Origin of the sequence: Halarcobacter mediterraneus (genome assembly GCF_004116625.1) — a bacterium.
Lineage (GTDB): Bacteria > Campylobacterota > Campylobacteria > Campylobacterales > Arcobacteraceae > Halarcobacter > Halarcobacter mediterraneus.
This window is the reverse complement of record NZ_NXIE01000001.1, coordinates 413,402-432,661: the sequence shown is the minus strand read 5'-3', so window position 1 is coordinate 432,661 and position 19,260 is coordinate 413,402. Positions and strand designations below refer to the sequence as shown.

Below are 19,260 nucleotides of genomic sequence, written 5' to 3'. Positions count from 1 at the left end.
ACTAATCCATAAGATTAGTAGTAGCTTTTAATCTCTCTTTGTCAAAGTGGGTATATATTCTAGAAGTATTTATATCTGCATGTCCTAGGGCTTCTTGAACTAAAATAAGATCATGGTGTTTTTGGTATAGCAAAGTTGCAAAAGAGTGTCTTAGCATATGGGCTCCATTTTTCTCTTTTCTAATACCTGCAAGAGTTAGTATGTTTTCTACAATTCTACTAACATAAGCTTGTGTTAACCTATTTCCTTTTTTATTACAAACAACATAGTCTTCGTCACAAACTCTTTGATTTAGCCAGTTTTGAAGATCATTTTCTATAATTTTTGTTTTAATCATAGCAATACGTGGTTTATTTCCTTTTCCTCGAACTTGCAATACATAAACATCATCTTCTTTGTATAAATCACGAAGTCTTAGATTTAGCATTTCTGAAACCCTAATGCCTGTATATATTATCATTTTAAGAATAACTCTATTTCTATATACCGTATCCGCAGAAAACTTATACTCATCAATAGCTTTTAAAAATTTATCAATTTCATTTTTATTCATATGTGCAGGTAGTTTTGTTCCAGATTTACCACCAAGTCCGGCCCAATTCTTTAATTCAATTTTAAATTGGTAAGAGCTTCCATCTGGATTTTCATTTTGTTTATCTATATAAGAAAAGAAGTTAAGTAGGGCAATTCTATGGTTTTTTTTACTTGCATCTGATAAACCACTTGTATATGATGCTAAAAAATCAATTAAGACCTCCTCATCTATTTCTTTCATAGAAGCAGGTCCAAATGTTTGTAAAAACTCATATAGTTTCATAAGAGGATTAAAATAAGTATTAATTCCAGTTAAACCTATATTTCTAGCTTGTTTTACTAAATCTTTTAGTTCATCAATTGATTTATTACCACGAATTAAAACTTGAAGTATACTTGCAAATTTTTCTTTATCATTTACTTGAGTATTAGAAAGAGTTGTTAATTTGTTTCTTACAAATAAAGAGAGCCAAAAACAGTAAGTTTTATTAAAAGTGTTTTCAAAATCAAGTTCATATCTCATATTGTACCTTTAAATAAATTATGACTATTTTAGCAAAATATATATTAATTAGTATTGAAAACTATAATTTTCAAACTTTTTTATATACACAAAAGAAGTCTTTTTATCTTCTTTTGTTCTTAGCAAAATCAATTATATATTCTGCTATTTCATCTAAATGAACAATATCTTTTACAGCACCAGCTTGAATTGCTTTTGCAGGCATTCCAAAAACTACACAAGACTCTTCATTTTGTGCAATTGTATATGCACCATTATCATATAATTCTTTCATAGCAATTGTTCCATCATCTCCCATCCCTGTCATCATAACTGCCATAGCAGCTCCACCAACAGTATTATTTACAGATCTAAACATTACGTCTACACTTGGTCTATGATGACTTACTTTAATATCGTCTAATAATCTAATTTGATAATTTCCACCAGCTGTTCTTTCAATAGTCATATGCATATTCCCAGGGGCTAAATAAGCGTGTCCATTTTCTAATATCATCCCGGTTTCCGCTTGTGCAACATTTAAAGATGAATTATCATTTAATCTATCTGCAAAAGACTTTGAAAAACCATAAGGTATATGTTGAGTAATTACAATAGGAGGAAGATTATTTGTTAAACTTTTAAAGACCTTTAATAGTGATTCAACACCACCGGTAGAAGAACCAATTGCAATTATTTTCTTTCCCATTAATGCAGCTTTCTTTAAAGGAATAACTAAATCTGGGTGATTTTTTTTGTTTACTTCTAGACTCTTTGTTTTTACTTGTTTTTTTGCTTTAGGTTTTTTTAAAGTGTATCTTTTAAGTAAAAAAGTTAAATTTAATAGATTGTCCTTTATTCTTTCTCCAAAAGATATCATTGACTCCCCTGCTTCAGGCTTTGGAATAAAACCTACTGCACCATCATCAAAAATATCATTTCCTCTTACACTCTCTCCAGAAATAACAACTGCTGGCATAGGGTGTAATCTCATAAGGTTTCTTAAAAATGTTACACCATCCATTTTTGGCATATTTATATCAATAGTAACCAAGTCTGGTTCATATTCTTTAATTTTTTCTCTTGCATCATAAGCATCAAAGGCTTCTGCTATTACTTCAAATTCCTCAATACTATTTATCATATCTTTGATGATTCTTCTCATTGAAGGGGAATCATCAATTACTAATATTGTATACATTTATTACTACCCTATTTTTATGTATTAAAATAACTCTATTTCCATCTCTGGTTCTGCTTTTTGTACATCTGCTCCAAATAAATCCACAGCACCAACATATTCTTTGATAACTGGAGCTTTTGTAATTTCTGTTTGAAGTGCTTTTTCTTCTTTAAGAATTTTATTATCAGTTTCAGTTTTTTGAGTAACTTTTATAAAGGTTTGAAAGGCATCTGCTAAAAGAATTAGTCTACCATGTTCTCCCCTTGTATGTTCACTTACTAATTTAAAACCTTCTGATTTGCAAAAATCTTTTGCAAACTCAACATTTCTATGTCCTATTGAAATTGCAGACATATTTAATTGCATTATATCTGCTCCTCCAGATATTTTTGCTGTCATATTATTTTTATTACAACCTAATTTATACATTTCATTTAGCATTGCTTCTACAGAGTATAATCCATATTTCATATCATCATTAGTACTATTAGTTGTAGGTAATAAAAAGTGATTCATCCCTTTAATTTTTTGAATATTATCATAGAACATAATAGCTACACAAGAACCAAGAAGTGTTTTAAAAGCTATTTCATCTGTATCTTTACCTACTGCAAATTCTCCACCAATAATCGTGTGAGTATTGTAACCTTTAGTTTTTTGAGTAAATCTAGATATAGAAGCTTTTTCTATACTTCCATCTTTATGTCCTATTACTATCAAGATAGTTCCTTTGTTTTTATGAATACATTTTGTCCAACTCTTTGAACATAATCTATTAAATCATGTGGATTTTCAGAATGACCTAAATATAAAGTGCCACCTATTTTTAAATGAGAAAAAAGTCTTTTTAATATTTTATTTTGATCTTCTGATGAAAAATATATTAATACATTTCTACAAAAAACTACGTCAAAATAGTTCTTTTGAAAACCATAAGAAGCATTATTCAAGTTATTTACTTGGAAAGTAACCATTTTTTGTAACTCAGGTTTAACTTTAATTAATATTTCTTCTGAAGCAAGAGTTTTTTTTACTCTTTTTTTAAAGTATTTTTGAGGTTTTATCCAATCTGGGAACTCTTTTGAAGATTTCGAATAACGATAAACGCCATTTGCAGCATATTGCAATACATTAGTATCTATATCAGTAGCAATAATTGATGCATTAATTCTTCCATTTAATTGTTCTTGTGTTTCTAATACAGTCATTGCCATTGAATATGGTTCTTCTCCTGTAGAAGAGGCAGAACAATACATTTTTATTTCTTTTCCTGAATTGACGAAACTAGGTAAAACTCTATCTCGTAAATCAATAAAATGAAAATCTTCTCTAAAAAAATGTGTTTTATTAGTGGTGAAGGAGTTGATAAATTCCATAGTAAAAGAACCTTCTTCTATAGAATCTAAAAGTTCATCTACATCCCCTGAATATTTGGTATCTCTTTTTAATTTATGTAATCTATTAGCTATCATAATATCTTTATTCTCTGCAAGGGTAATCCCTGTTAGAGAATAAAGAATTTTTTTTACTCTTTCGTGTAATACTCTATCACTTGCCATATTTTATTACGAAGCAAATTGAGCTGCAGTCAGATCTTTTTCTATTTTGATTTGAGCATTGATAATACCTAGAACATCTAAAATAAGACCAATACTTCCATCACCTCTAACTGTAGCAGCACCTATTCCTTCAACGCTTCTAAAGTTTTTATCTAAAGGTTTAACCACAACTTGATGTTGATTTAAAAATTCATCAATAGAAATAGCAACTTTTTGATTACCAGATTTTACTACAATTAACATTCCATTTTCAAGTTCATCAAAAGTTGGTTTTACTCCAAATAATTGGTGTAATCTTACTACAGGGATAAATTCTTCTCTTAGCATTAATAAATCTTGTGATCCATCACCAATTTTTTTAATCATATCTGGTGTTGGTTGTAAAGATTCAACTATTGAACTTAAAGGTAAAATATATTTTTGATCTCCAACTGCAATATCTAGACCATCTAAGATTGCAAGAGTAAGTGGTAACATAATAGTAATAGTAGTACCCTCACCTGGTGTTGTATCAAGTTTTATGGCACCACCTAATTTTTGAATATTTGTTTTAACAACATCCATCCCAACACCACGACCAGAAATATCTGTTATTTGGTCAGCAGTAGATACTCCCGCACCAAATACAAGCATTGCCTTTTCATTATTATTCATTGTGTTATATTGATTTTCATCAATTTGACCTTGTTCTAGAGCTTTTTGTGCAACTCTATCTCCATCAATACCTTTACCATCATCATCAATTGTAATAATCATTTGACCATTTGCTTGTTCTGCTGAAATTGCAATTGTTCCTATTTCTTCTTTACCATTAGCTACTCTTACGTTAGGAGTTTCTAATCCATGATCTAATGAGTTTCTTATAATATGCATTAATGGATCTGTTAATCCTTCAATCATTGCCTTATCAATTTCAACACCATCACCATAGTGTTTAAATTCAACTTTTTTACCAAGTTTTTTAGAAATATCCCTTACTACTTTAGGGAATTTAGAGTAAATAGCATCCATAGGTACCATTCTAATACTCATAATAGAATCTTGCATTTCTCTAATATGTCTTTCTAATAATTCTAATCTTTCTAAAACAGCATATCTAGTCTTATCTGACTCTATTGTAGTTGAAAATTGAGTTAACATAGCGTTTGTAATTACCAAATCTCCAACATTATTCATTAGTAAATCAATTTTTTCAAGATTTACTCTAATATTATTTGAGGCAGAAGATTTCTTACTTGTTTCTTTTTCTTTTCTGTCAATAGGAGTTTTTTTAACAGGTGTATCTGAACTTGTTTTTGTCTCTTCTTTTACTACTGTAGGTTTAGTTTCTACTGTTTTTATTTCTTCTTGATTTGTTTTTTTACTTTCTTGAGCTTGAATTTCTTCTTTTTGATCTTCATTGTTTGCTTCAATTTTAGAGTCTGTTGTTATTGTATCCATATCATCAAAGAAACCAAAATCATCATTTTCATCATGCTCTAATACAGGTGTTTTTGTAGTTTCAGAAATTTCATTTAATTCTTCATCAAAAAAACCATAACTATTATCATCATTTTCATTTAATTCTTCATTGAAAAAACCATAAGTAACATTATATTTGTCTTGACTAATATCTTCATCATAAAAACCAATATTATCAGAATCAGAAAAAGCATTATTCTCTTTTGGTGTTTCAATAACTATTGTTTCTTCTTTTGTTGGGGTTTCAACTTCATCTACAGAAGGAGTTTCTCCATTAATATATGCTCTAATAACCGTTAATAATTCAGATGTCATTTCTTCAAAAGTTTCTCTTGTTAAATCTTCTGCAACTTCTAAATCAAGAAGTTCTCTCATTACATCTAAACCATCAATTAACGTTCCTGCCATTTCTGGTTTGAATTCAATTTCATGATTCCTTAGTTTATCCATCATATTTTCAACATCATGAGTAAACTCAGCAAATAAAGTTAATTCGACAGAAGCACCACTTCCCTTAAGGGTATGAACATCACGGAACAATTGTCCCATTTCTTCATCTGTTAAAGTTCCATTGCTTTCAGCTTCCAACAAAACATTGTCTGCAGATTCAAAAAGCTCTTCAGCTTCCTCTACAAACATTTCTCTATATTTAGAAATATCAAAACCAGACATGTTAAAACCTTTTTATCTACTTAATACTATATTTACTGCTTTTAATAATTGTTCTGGTACAAATGGTTTAACAATCCAACCAGTTGCACCTGCAGCTTTACCTTTTGCCTTCATTTCATCACTTCTTTCAGTTGTAAGAACCAAAATTGGTTTTGAAGCATATTGAGGTAATTTCCTTAATTCTGAAATTAAAGTTAAACCATCCATATTAGGCATATTAACGTCAGTGATTATTAAATCAAATGAAATATTCTTTGCTTTTTCAAGACCGTCTACACCGTCAATAGCCTCTACAACATCTGTATATCCACCTTCATTTAGTGCATAATTTAGCATATCCCTTAACATTGTAGAATCATCTACGATTAAAAGCTTAGCCATATAAACCCCTTATTTATTGTAATAAAAATATATTATTAAAATCATATTAACTAAACATATATTAATTTAGTATTAAATTTTAAAACTCGTTAGAAGCTAATTCTATTCTATCTTTTCTAACTTTTAACACTTTTATTTTAACTTCATCATTAACATTTAGAACGTCTTCTACTTTATTTACTCTTTCTTTTGATATTTTAGAAATGTGTAAAAGTCCTTCTCCTCCTTTAGGAAGCTCAACAAAAGCACCAAAATCAGCAATTCTAACCACTTTTCCTACTAAAACATCATCAACTTTATATAATTTTTCAAAGTCAATATCTTTCTTATTTTCTTTTCTTGATGAAGCATTATTTGAAATAGTTTTTATATGCTCACAAGCATCCAAAACATTTTGTTTATTTTCTCCACTCACTTTTACATTTCCACTATCTCTATCTAAATCAATAGAAACAGAGAACTTTTCAATAATTTCTTTTATAGTTGATCCAGCTTTTCCAATAACAACCATAATTTTACTTGGATCTATTGCAAATTGTTCAACTAAAGGTAAAGCTTCACTTGGAACTATTTCAGAAGATGCTTCTTCCATTAGACCTAAGATATGTTCTCTTCCTTCTTTTGCTTGAAGTAAAGCTTCCTTTAAAACAGAAAGTTCAATTCCTCCAAGTTTAATATCCATTTGAAGTGCTGTAATACCATCTTTTGTACCAGCTACTTTAAAATCCATATCACCATCATGGTCTTCTAATCCCATAATATCTGTTAGTACAGAGTAATTGTCACCTTCAACAACCATACCCATTGCAACACCAGCTACAAGATTTGAAACTGGAACACCAGCAGCTTTTAATGCTAAAGAACCTCCACATACAGTAGCCATAGATGAAGAACCATTTGATTCAAGAATTTCAGATACTAATCTAACTGTTTCTCCATAATCTTTATCAATTGTTGATTCAAGTGCTTTTTTAGCTAAATTACCGTGTCCTAATTCTCTTCTTCCCACCCCAAACATAGGTTTTGCTTCTCCTACAGAAAAACCTGGAAAATTATAATGAACCATAAAGTTTTCTGTTGAAGTTGACTTTTCAGTTAATGTTTCAAACATTTGGCCATCTTTTGCACTTGCAAGAGTTCCTACAACTAAAGCTTGTGTTTCCCCTCTTGTAAATAAACAAGAAGAATGAGCAGAAGGTAAAATATTAGTATCAATAGAAATAGGTCTTACATCTTTTAACCCTCTTCCATCTGCTCTAACTTTATCATTTACAATCATTTGTCTTACAGCTTCTCTTTTTACAATTGAAACAGCTTCATAAATAGTACTAAATTCAATTTCATTTTCAAGACAATAATTATCTTGAGAAATTAATTTTGCAACTTCTTTTAACTCTGTTGCTCTTTCACTCTTTGCTAGTTTTTTAATTGCTTGCTTTATATTTTCTAAATAATTATCTCTAACATAATTAATTATAGATTCTTCTATTGTAAACTCTATAAGTTCTACATTTTTAATTTCTTTGCAAACAGACTCAAAACCTTTTTCATATGTTTCATTTGCTTCTTTCAATGCATTTTGAGCTACTGAAATCGCTTCAACTAGATTATCCTCATTCATTTCATTAGTTTGATGAACTTTAGTAAAAGCTTCTATATCAACTTCTACCATCTCTTCAGAAGAAATAGCTTTCATTTCAATCATTAGTAATTCTTCTTTTGATCCAGCAACATATAAATCTAAAGTTGATTCTTCAAGTTGCTCATTTGTAGGGTTAATTACATATTCTCCTTCAATTTTACCAACTCTAACACCTGCAACAGACTTTTTAATTGGTAAGTTAGAAGTATATAAAGCAGCACTTGCAGCATTTAAAGCTAAAACTTGTAAGTCAACATCTTTATCGGCACTTAAAACTATTACAGTAATTGTTGTAGGATAAACATAACCTTTTGGGAAAAGAGGTCTTAAACTTCTATCAATAACTCTTGAAGTTAAAGTTTCAAACTCACTTGGTTTTGCTTCTCTTTTTATGAAACCACCAGGTAATTTCGCAGCAGCATAAGTTTTTTCAACATACTGAACTGTTAGTGGAGTGAAATCCTCATCTACGGGATTATCAAACTCACTAACTACAGTTGCTAAAACAACTGCATTTCCTAATTTCGCTAAAACAGACCCATTTGATTGTTTAGCTACTTTATTAAATTCAAAAAACTCTTGTTTTTGATTTAATTCAAATTCACAAACTGTTGACATACTTTTATCCTTTATTATTTATTATTTTTATTAATTCTTCATAATCTATTTCTTCTAAACTATCGTAGTAGAAACTTATATCAATGAAATGATCTAAACTTTCAACATAATATAAATCATCTGCAATTGATTCAATAGTACTTATACTGGCTTTAGGAAGAATTGGAACAGCAACTGATACTGACTTAGCCTCTAAATTTATAGCTGTTTTAATACAAGCCATCATAGTAAGACTTGTATTTAATCCTTCATCTACAAAAAGAATATTTTTATTTGCAAAGTCTTTTAATTTTTTACCCCTTCTAAATTTACAAACTGTATTTGATAAATCATTTTCATATATGTATCTTGATTTTGAGAAAACAAAATCCAAACTTATATCAAATGCTTTTACTAGTTCTTCATGAATTACAACTTCTTCTGTTTCCGTTACAATGGCAACTTCACAATCTTCATTATTAGGAGATAAAATTTTTCTTGAAAACATTACATCACAAGAACCTTCTAACTCTTTAGCAATTACTTTAGCAATTGGATATCCTCCAAAAGAAGTTGCAATAACAACCCACTCTTCTAATTTCATTTTATTAACAGGTAAGATATCTATTAATCTATAAGCTGCAACTTCTCTATTTTTAAAAAATATTCTATCAGGAATCATTTCTTGAGTCCTTTCTTTGAATTTCATACTTTTGTCTAAACATTCCAATTGGTTTTAAAAATAATTGAAGATAAATAATATCTTGTTTTATTGGTTCTAAATCAACAGTTGAAGCAGGAGTAATCTCTTTTTCATATTTAATATCTAAACTCCAACATTTATCATCTATATTAAAAATTAAAGCTTGTTTACTTCTGATTTTATCTTCTAGATTATAATTTGTAGAATACCCTATTGAATAATCATCTGAAAATTTATATTTTGCATAAATATTATATGACTCCAAATTTTCCTTTTCAGAGTTCTCTGTCTCTTTAGACATATAATGTCCTAGTTTTAAATCAAAATTTTCATAAGTTAAAGAGAAATTTGATGAACTTTCAATTAATTTGTCATCTTGATGATTATATACAAGTTTATTAGAAATTGTTCCTAAAAAGTAGTTATAAATAATCTGATTTTCCATGTTTTGTAATTTAGGGTTATCAAAGTCATCATATAATATTGATTGTTTTAGTTTATGGTTAACAATTTGTGTTAAATCTTCTTTATCATAGAAAGATTGATTTATTCCTAGATTTATACTATCTGAGCTTTTTTCAATTGGAAAGGGGCTTAATATGGTATTATTATTTGTTAATGAGTATAAGTCACCATCTTTTTCTAAACTTTCAGAGTGATTATAATCTACACTTAAATTTACAGTATGAATAAAGTCCTCATAGGGTTTTACTAAGTCACTATGTAAAGCAATTGTACTATTACTTTCTATATATGTACCATCTTCAAAGTCTTTATTAGAATTATCATTAGAATATTGAAATTTATTAGCACTAATTTCATGTTTTAAAACTAGTTTTGCATAATCATCAAATAAAGAAAATGAGTATGAAATAGGAATATTTAATTCATATTGATTCGCATTTAACTCTTTTCTTCTATAATGATTTGTATATTTTAAGTCTGTTGAATATAATAACTTATCTAAAAAAATCGGTCTATTGTAACTATGAGCTTGAAGCTTTGGTAGTTCTTGTAGTGTATCACCATTAGACTCTTTTTGAGTATCAATATAATATCTCATATATGAACCTAGGAAATAATTAGGAGTATCATAAATATAGTTTATTTTTGATTCTATTTGTCGTTCTGTTGATTCTTCAAATCGATCATCTTCTAAAGATCTATATTCAACATCATTTAGATATCTTAATGAAGCAAAAATACCATCTTTTGAATCTTTTGAATTAGAAAAAAGATTTACTCTTTCATAATCTAAACTAGCTCCATAGTGTCTTTTACTTCTTAAATCATATTCTTCATAATAACCATTTTTTTCTTTAAAAAAACCAGTACTTAATTTTAAAGTAGAATTAGGAGAATCCGCATATCTATAATAAAGGTATGTTCCATATCCTCTATCTGTTCTAACTTGTGGAATTAGTTCAAAATCATAATTAGGTGCTGGTGCAAAATAAATTGGTTGACTATAAAATACTCCTTCACTTTGAGAGTAACCAATAACAGGAGGGAGAAGACCTGTTCGTCTAGACTTATCTGTTGAAAAACCTAAATAAGGAGTATAAAGTATAGGAAAATCTTTAATATATAAGGTTGTATTGTATGTATTTAACCATTTGTCTTCTGTATCGTAATCAACAGTTGATGATCGAATACTCCAATCAGGATCAATACAATCGCAACTTGAAAGAATAGACTCTTCTAAGTTTACAGTATTATTTTTCTTATCAGACTCTTTAGAACTAATCCAAATAGAACTTTCTTCTTCATAGAACATATTTGGGTTTTGATATAAGTCATCTGTATTTACATTAAGAAAAGCATATTCACTTTTTGTTTGAATATTATTGTCTTTTACTATAACTACATTATCAAAGAGCTCAAAAGTTCCTTTTTCTTTATCATATATAACTTTTTGAGCAGTTATGAAATAAGTAGGAGAAAAAACTACAACATCACCCTCTGCAATAACTATATTATTTTTTGTATTTGCATTATTTGCAATTACTTGAAACTTTTCAATTTCTGCATGTAAAGATACAACTAAGATTGCTGTTGCTAAAAATTTTTTAAGCATTAACGACTAATGTCCTTCCTATCTTATCATGAAGAGTTTGTTTCCCTTCTGTAAAAAAAGCAAAAAGAAAACCAAAATAGAAAAACATTTCACTAATTAATCTAAAAGCAGATCTAGTCGCAGCAGCAAAAAAACTTACACGTTCTAAACTATTAAAATCAATTACCCTAATTTTTGTAACAATTTTTCCTATTGTTGCACCATAATACCAAACAAAAAAGGTTTGATAAACAAACTTTAATAAGAAAACTTGCCAAAGAAAATTATTCATAGTCATCAGAATAGAAGTTACATCATCTCCATTTATAGCAATTTTATCCCAAAGCATAATTATTACTATTCCTGTAATTAAGAAATCATCAATTACAAAAGCTAATAATCTTGTTCTATTTGAAGCTAGTTCTAAATTATTATCCATCATATCATTTATTTTAAAGCTTGATAAGCAATATCTGTTCGAATTTTTTTACCAGCAAAGTGAACTTGCCCACAAAGTCCATATGCTCTATCTCTTGCTTGCCTAATAGATTTACCAAAACCAACACAAAGAAGAACTCTTCCTCCTGTTGCCATTAATTTACCATCTTGCATTGAAACACCTGCATATGAGATATGTGTATGCTCTTTTAAGTCTTCATCTAGAATTTCATCTACTATAATTTCAGCAGGTTCACTTGAACTGTATGGATAATTTCCACTTGCCATAACAACTGCAACACCATATTCATCTTTGATTTTGATATCTAATTTATCTAGTTGTTTTGTAGCACCTTTATAAAATAATTCAGAAACAGGAGTTTCTAATAAAGGCATTAGAATTTCACATTCAGGATCACCAAATCTAACATTGTATTCTAAAATAATTGGTTCACCATTTACTACCATTACTCCAATAAATAGTACACCTTCAAAAGGAGCACCTTCTTTCTTCATTCCTTCTAAAGTTGGTTTAATAACTCTTTCTTCTACTTTTTTATAAATATCATCATTTACCAAAGGAGTTGGAGCATACGCACCCATACCACCAGTATTAGGTCCAGTATCACCATCCCCTACTCTTTTATGATCTTGTGCTGCTGGTAAAACCTTATAATTATCACCATCACAAATGGCAAAGATAGATAGTTCATATCCATCTAAATACTCTTCTACTACAATTGAAGTTCCTGCCTCTCCAAAAGATGAACCTGATAACATATCAGATGCTGCTTGTTTTGCTTCATCTTTTGATTGAGCAATAATTACACCTTTACCTGCACATAAACCATCTGCTTTTACAACAATTGGTTCACTCATTGTATCAATGAAATCGTGAGCTTCTTTTTCATTTGTAGTTTCTATAAATGCTGCTGTTGGTATGTTATACTTTTTTAAAATATTTTTCATATAAACTTTAGAACCTTCTAGCTGAGCTGCAGCACGACTTGGTCCAAATACAGTTAATCCATGCTCTTTAAATATATCAACAACACCATCTACTAGTGGAGCTTCAGGGCCTACTATTGTTAAGTCAATTGCATTTTCTTTTGCCCAAATAGCTAACTCATTATAGTCTTTAATATTAATATTCTCTGCAATTTGAGAAGTTGCTCCATTCCCTGGATTAAAATATAATTTATGATTTTCTTTTTCTTTTGAAATTGCAAGTCCGATAGAATATTCTCTACCTCCACTACCAAGTATTAAAATGTTCACTTTGATTTCCTCTAAAAATTAATAAAGTATCCAAGTAGTCGTTAACCATTAAATGGCCCACAAAAGCCAACGATAGCAAGTAAGAGTAACACTTTAGGAGCTAAAACATATAAATATATGAAAAGCTACACACCGTGTTGGCTACATTACCCACAAAAATATAGTATCGGACCCTCAACAATGGAAATCCCGCGCTACTTAGATATAATTATTTTATCTAATAAAATATGAATTAAATATTAAATTCTTCTATTTATCGAGGTTTTATGCCTATTTTCTTGAATTGTATTGACTGCATTATCAATTTTTGAAAAAATCTCTATATTTTTGAAAGTATTGTTTTGATCTATTTTTAAAACTTTCTTTTTATCTCTTACTTTTAATAATAAAATTGTTTTTATATTTTTTTCACTTAATTTTTTTACAACCTCTTCTAATGTAAATATCGCTGATAAGTCTAAAACATGAATATCTAAACAATCTAAAATTATAATCTTTGTTCTTTCTTTTACTTTATCGGTTCTTTTATCCAAAATTGAAGCTGTTCCAAAAAATAAAGAACCTTTAATTTTTATTATTTTAATTGATTTATCTTCCATATCAATATCAAACCCATTATTTGTTTTAGGATAAATAGTCTGAATTTTTGTATTTTTAGAAACTTTATAAACAGCAATTATTGAAGCGAAGGTTATTCCTACACCAACAGCCATAATTAAATCAACAAAAACAGTTAATAAAGTCACTGTTATCATGATTAATAAATCTTGTCTTGATACTTTAGTTAATAATCTTAAGAATTTATAATCTAAAATATCAAGCCCTACTTTTATTAGAATTCCAGATAGTACAGCAAGTGGAATATTTGAAGCATAAGGTGCTAAAATAAGTACTATTAATAAAAGAGTTAGAGAATGGACAATCCCAGAAAACTGTGTTGTTCCTCCACTTTTTATATTTATAACTGTTCTCATTGTTGCACCTGCTCCTGGTATTGCACCAAAAAAAGAACAAATTGTATTTCCTATACCTTGTCCTATTAACTCTTTATTTGGATTATGTTTAGTTTTTGTCATAGAATCAGCAACTAAAGAAGTTAATAAAGAATCAATTGAACCTAATAAAGCTAATGTTATAGCTAAAGTAATTATTGTACTTAAATGCAATATATCAAAATAAATAGGAAATACTATTTCAGGTAATCCCATTGGTATTTCACCAATAGTGGGGATATTATAATTCATAAATATAGAAAAGTATGTCACTAAAACTAAAGCAATTAAAGCAGAAGGTATATACCTTGAAATCATTTTAGGAGTAAATAACATAATAAACAGTGTAATACTAGCAATTATTAAAGAATTACTACTAGTTTGTTTTATACTATTCGGAAGTTCAATTAAAGTTTGTATTACAGAACCAAATGCATCAACCCCTATGAATGGATTAATCTGTAAAACAATAATAATTATTCCAATTCCTGTCATAAAACCTGATATTACAGGATAAGGAATATATTTTATCCATTTACCTATTTTAATTATTCCAAAAGATATTTGAATTAAGCCAGATAAAAATATTACTGCAAATACACTTTGAAAATCATTTCCAAATGATACAATAGCTGTAGCTGTGACAACTGTCATAGGGCCAGTTGGTCCTGAGATTTGAGTTTTTGTTCCTCCAAATAAAGAAGCAAAAAAGCCTAAGATAATAGCTCCATAAAGTCCTGCAATTGCACCTGCACCACTTGCTACACCAAAAGCTAAAGCTAAAGGTAAAGCTACAACTGCTGCGGTTATACCTGCTAGAGTATCATTTTTTAAAGTATTAATTGTCATTAAGAAACTCCTATGATTTAGAAAGCTTCTACTTCATCCTCATCTATATCTCTTTGACCTTTACCTCTTGCTATTATATGAATAGGTGTTCCTTCAAAGTTAATATTTTTTCTTAAATAGTTTATTAAATATCTTTTATATGAAAAATGTAGTAGTCTTGGTTTATTCATTATTAGTGCAACTCTTGGAGGTTTTATTTCATACTGAGTTGTATAATAAATTCTTAAATATGCACCATTTGGACTTGGTAGTGCATGTCTTATTGTTGCTTCTTCTATAACTTTATTTAATATTGATGTTGGTATTCTTTGTGCATAGTTTTCATAAATTTCTACAATTTTATCTTTTAATCTATCAATACTTCTTCCTGTCTTTGCAGAAACAGCAATAATAGGTGCATAATATAAAAACTTAAATTTTGATCTTATTTTTTCTTCAAGTTTTTGGAATGTATCCATGTTTTCATCCCATTTATTTAAAACAATAATTGTTCCTAAACCATATTTATCTACAAGACCAGCAATTTTTTCATCCAAATCAACTAATTCATCAGAAGCATCTAAGATTAAAAGAGCTAAGTTAGCTTTTTCTAACATTTGAGTAGTTCTATTTAAAGCATATTTTTCAATACCTTCGATTTTACCTCTTCTTCGTAAACCTGCTGTATCAACAAAAGTAATATTTTTGTCTTTATATTCAAAAGATTCATCAACGGGATCTATTGTTGTTCCTGCAATACTTGATACAACTGATCTTTCTTCTCCTACTAAAGCATTTAGAATAGATGATTTTCCAACATTTACTCTACCAATTATTGCAACATTTATTTGTCCATCATCAAGTTGAGCATTTGCATTTATATCTTCAATTGGATCTAAAAATTCTTCTAAAGAAATATCTTCATCATCCTGGATTTCATTATTTATAATTACTTCTTCTATTTCTTTTGGAGGTAGTTTATTAGCTATCCATTCAAATAATAGTTTTGTTCCTCTATTATGTGAAACAGAAATTCCAAAAAGATTTTCATCATCTATTCCAAATTCATAAAAGTTCCAAAGTCTTTCATTTTCTTTATCGTTATCAATTTTATTTACAACTAAAGCAAGTTGTTTACCTAAGTCTTGAAGCTCATAAAATAGTTCTTTATCTTTATCATCAGGTAGTTTTTTACCATCAACCATAAAAAGTATTATATCAGCCTCTTTGGCACATTCAATAGCTTTTCTTTTTACATTAGAGAAAATTGCATCATTTGTTTCATCAATTCCTCCTGTGTCAAGCATTAAAGCTTCTTTTTCTAATATTTCAACTTCATGTCTTCTTATATCTCTTGTTGTTCCAGCCATATCTGAAACAATTGCAATTCTTTGTTTTGCAATTCTATTAAAAAGTGAAGATTTTCCAACATTTGGTTGACCTATAAGAGCAATTTTTTTTAATGTTTTTTCCATACAGTTTTTGTATCCTTTAAAAATAAAAAAGGTATTAGCAAAATGCTAATACCCCTTATTATACCTTAGTAAAATTAGATTTTAATATAATCCAAATTTACCTTCATCTTTTGTTCTGTATAATACTCTTAAGTTATCATCTTTGTCATAAAATACTTTAAAGATATCATCACTTGATTTTAAACTATCAAGTGCTTCTTCAATATCTATTGGTTTATAAGAAGCCATTTTTACTGGAATAATTTCATTCTCAAATTTTTCAAGTTCTACCGCAACTTCATCTTCAATTTCTTGAGAAACTACTTCTGTAAGTTTTGTAGCTTTGTGCCCTGTTATTTTATCATGGTGTCTTCTTAAAACTTTTGATACTCTATCAACAGCTATATCAATAGCTGAATATAAATCTTTATCTTTTTGTTTTACAACTACAGTGTCTAAATGTGCAACATTTAAAGTGAATTCAAAAGTAAAAGCTTTTCTACCATTTTTTTCTTCTTGATCAATAATTGCATTCACAGATATAATATCTAAATTATATTTTTTAAAAATCTCGATTGAGCTATTAATATAATCTTTAATTGGCTCTGTTAATTCTATGTGTCTTCCTACAATACTTGTATTCATAACATACTCCTTTACGTGTAATAATAAGTATTTTAGCATAAAAATTATAAAAGCATTATATATATTACTAAAATAATATTATTAAATTAGAATTTCTCTGTTACCTTTTGCATTTGCTTCACTTAAAACACCTGTTTGCTCTAATTGCTCGACGATTGTAGCTGCTCTGTTATAACCAATTCTAAGTTTTCTTTGAATATATGAAATAGATGTTTTTTTATCATTTAAAACAACTAATTTAGCATCTTCATAAAGTTCATCTAATTCTCCAAGTTCAACACCTGTTGCACCAGCAATATCAGAAGTATTTCTATCTTTTACAAAATTCATATCATACTCTACTTCTCTTTGATATTTTAAGAAGTCAACTACTGCTTCAATTTCATCTTCTTTTGACCAAGGAGCATGAATTCTTACAATATTTGAAGTTCCTGGAGGTGTAAATAGCATATCTCCTCTACCTAGCAATGACTCTGCACCTAAAGAGTCCAAGATGATTTTTGAATCAACTTTTTGACCTACTTTATATGATAGTCTACTTGGAAGATTTGCTTTGATAAGACCTGTTACAACATCAACAGAAGGTCTTTGTGTTGCTACGATCAAGTGTATACCACTTGCCCTTGCCATTTGAGCAAGTCTTGCAATAGAGTGCTCAACATCTTTCCCACTTGTCATCATTAAATCTGCTAACTCATCGATAACTACAACAATATAAGGAATTTTATCATAGCCTTCTTTTTTTGCTTTTTCATTATAGTTCTCTATATTTTTTGTCTTTGTTTTAGACATTAAAGTATATCTTCTTTCCATTTCTGCAACCATATTAGATAAAGCATTGATTGCATCAGTTGGCTTTGTAATAACAGGAGTTAAAAGATGAGGAATATCATTATACATTGAAAACTCAAGCATTTTAGGATCAATCATAACTAACCGAAGGTTATCTGGTGAGTTCTTATAAAGTAATGATAAAATCATAGAATTGATACCAACAGATTTACCAGAACCAGTAGTTCCTGCTATAAGTAAATGTGGTAATTTCTTAAGATCCGTAATAAATGGTTTTCCAACTATATCTTTACCTAAAACCATTGTTAATGGTGATTTAGAATTTTGAAAAATTTCACTTTCTAGAAGTTCTCTAATATAAATAACTTGCATATCTTCATTAGGAACTTCTATTCCTACTACATCTTTACCTGGAATAGGAGCTTGTATTCTAATTGTTTGAGCTTTTAAAGCCATTGCTAAATCATCTTGAAGATTTAATATTTTAGAAACTTTTACATTAGGTGCTGGCTTAAATTCAAAAGTTGTTACAACAGGGCCTGTATATGTTCTAACTACATCACCTTCAATTTTAAACATTAAAAGTTTTTCTAATAAATCTTCAATCTTTTGATCAATAACTGCTTCTGAAATTCTTGATTTTTTATCTTTTGGTGCTGCTTGAAAAAACTTTGTTGGAGGAAGTTCAAAATCTTTTGGTTTTTCTGTTTTACCTAATTCAATACCCTCTAACAATTTTTTATTTTCTTCAAGTTCATCTACAATAATTCCATGTGATGTTGAATCATCTACAAGTTTTGCCTCTTCTATAGTATTTTCTTTTTTATCTTTTGAAGTTGTTGTAATATTTTCACCTTCTATATTATCAACTTCATTTTGGTCTAAAGAAATTATATTTAAATCATCTACTCTTATATTAGCTATTTCTTCAGCACTATCTTCAATAATAATTTCAGAGATTTCTTCTTCATTTTTATTTAAGTTCTCTTCATTCTTTTTTTGTTTAGAACTTTTTAATTCTCTCTTCTGTTTTTTTCTACTTAATATTCTTTTAGGTTTATTTGATGTATCAACTTTTTTAAAGTTAAAACTTGGTGTAATTTTTTGTATATTAAAATTAAAGTTCATATCTTCTAATAAAATTAAGAATGAGATAATAAAACCAATTAATATAAATATCCAAAGTCCTGCTTGCCCAATTAATGGACTCATAGAATCAACTATAAAGTTTCCAATTTGTCCACTTAATTTAACTTCAACAATTAAAGATTGAAAGGTTAGTAAAGTTAAAAGAAGTAAAATAATTGAAACTAGTTTTACTGAAAACTCAGTCCAATCAAAATCATTTTTAAAGTTTAAGATATATAAGGGATATAAAAATAAAAATAAATAGCCATATGATAAGTAACCAAAATTAGTATGAGAAAAACTTGCAAAAATAGAGCCTATTTGCCCTACACTATTTTTATCTGATATAAAAGTTGCATATTCAAGATATACAATTAAAAAAAGTATAATTAATGAAAAAATTTTTTTTAAAATT

15 protein-coding genes are annotated in these 19,260 nt (G+C 28.5%); all 15 read right to left on the bottom strand.

The window, feature by feature from the left end:
• Position 1: 1 nt before the first annotated feature.
• The 15 genes from CP965_RS02255 to CP965_RS02185 all read right to left on the bottom strand — a co-directional run bounded on the left by CP965_RS02255 (position 2) and on the right by CP965_RS02185 (position 19,259).
• Positions 2-1,057: a tyrosine-type recombinase/integrase gene (locus CP965_RS02255; RefSeq protein WP_129060406.1), complete on the bottom strand. Its 1,056-nt coding sequence runs from the start codon at positions 1,055-1,057 to the stop codon at positions 2-4.
• A 103-nt stretch (positions 1,058-1,160) separates the two neighbouring features.
• A complete protein-coding gene (gene cheB, locus CP965_RS02250; protein WP_129060405.1) occupies positions 1,161-2,237 on the bottom strand; it encodes a chemotaxis-specific protein-glutamate methyltransferase CheB in 1,077 nt (358 codons plus the stop codon).
• A gap of 24 nt (positions 2,238-2,261) precedes the next feature.
• The gene (locus CP965_RS02245; RefSeq protein ID WP_129060404.1) at positions 2,262-2,939 is read right to left on the bottom strand and encodes a chemotaxis protein CheD; all 678 of its coding nucleotides are present in this window, start codon (positions 2,937-2,939) and stop codon (positions 2,262-2,264) included.
• A complete protein-coding gene (locus CP965_RS02240; RefSeq protein WP_129060403.1) occupies positions 2,936-3,778 on the bottom strand; it encodes a CheR family methyltransferase in 843 nt (280 codons plus the stop codon). Before CP965_RS02240 ends, CP965_RS02245 begins: the two co-directional genes overlap by 4 nt.
• Before the next feature lie 6 nt (positions 3,779-3,784).
• The gene (locus tag CP965_RS02235) at positions 3,785-5,911 is read right to left on the bottom strand and encodes a chemotaxis protein CheA (RefSeq protein WP_129060402.1); all 2,127 of its coding nucleotides are present in this window, start codon (positions 5,909-5,911) and stop codon (positions 3,785-3,787) included.
• A gap of 12 nt (positions 5,912-5,923) precedes the next feature.
• Complete coding sequence (locus CP965_RS02230; RefSeq protein ID WP_129060401.1) at positions 5,924-6,292, bottom strand: response regulator; 369 nt, start codon at positions 6,290-6,292, stop codon at positions 5,924-5,926.
• 79 nt (positions 6,293-6,371) lie between these two features.
• A complete protein-coding gene (locus tag CP965_RS02225) occupies positions 6,372-8,552 on the bottom strand; it encodes a polyribonucleotide nucleotidyltransferase (protein WP_129060400.1) in 2,181 nt (726 codons plus the stop codon).
• 4 nt (positions 8,553-8,556) lie between these two features.
• Positions 8,557-9,213 (bottom strand): phosphoribosyltransferase, encoded by a 657-nt coding sequence (locus tag CP965_RS02220; RefSeq protein ID WP_129060399.1) that lies wholly within the window; start codon positions 9,211-9,213, stop codon positions 8,557-8,559.
• Complete coding sequence (locus CP965_RS02215; RefSeq protein WP_129060398.1) at positions 9,203-11,311, bottom strand: LPS-assembly protein LptD; 2,109 nt, start codon at positions 11,309-11,311, stop codon at positions 9,203-9,205. Before CP965_RS02215 ends, CP965_RS02220 begins: the two co-directional genes overlap by 11 nt.
• Positions 11,304-11,729, bottom strand: a complete 426-nt coding sequence (locus CP965_RS02210) for an RDD family protein (protein ID WP_228712656.1) — start codon at positions 11,727-11,729, stop codon at positions 11,304-11,306. The genes CP965_RS02215 and CP965_RS02210 overlap by 8 nt, the downstream gene beginning before the upstream one ends.
• 8 nt (positions 11,730-11,737) lie before the next feature.
• Entirely contained in the window at positions 11,738-13,006 is a 1,269-nt protein-coding gene (gene purD, locus CP965_RS02205) for a phosphoribosylamine--glycine ligase (RefSeq protein WP_129060396.1), read from the bottom strand.
• Positions 13,007-13,245: 239 nt separating this feature from the next.
• The gene (locus CP965_RS02200; protein WP_129060395.1) at positions 13,246-14,847 is read right to left on the bottom strand and encodes a SulP family inorganic anion transporter; all 1,602 of its coding nucleotides are present in this window, start codon (positions 14,845-14,847) and stop codon (positions 13,246-13,248) included.
• Between the two features lie 17 nt (positions 14,848-14,864).
• Positions 14,865-16,301 carry a ribosome biogenesis GTPase Der gene (der, locus tag CP965_RS02195; RefSeq protein WP_129060394.1) on the bottom strand — a complete coding sequence of 479 codons (1,437 nt, stop codon included), beginning with the start codon at positions 16,299-16,301 and terminating at the stop codon, positions 14,865-14,867.
• A gap of 81 nt (positions 16,302-16,382) precedes the next feature.
• On the bottom strand, positions 16,383-16,925 hold the full coding sequence (gene hpf, locus CP965_RS02190; RefSeq protein WP_129060393.1) for a ribosome hibernation-promoting factor, HPF/YfiA family: 543 nt from the start codon (positions 16,923-16,925) through the stop codon (positions 16,383-16,385).
• Between the two features lie 81 nt (positions 16,926-17,006).
• On the bottom strand, positions 17,007-19,259 hold the full coding sequence (locus CP965_RS02185) for a DNA translocase FtsK (RefSeq protein ID WP_129060392.1): 2,253 nt from the start codon (positions 19,257-19,259) through the stop codon (positions 17,007-17,009).
• Position 19,260 lies beyond the last annotated feature (1 nt).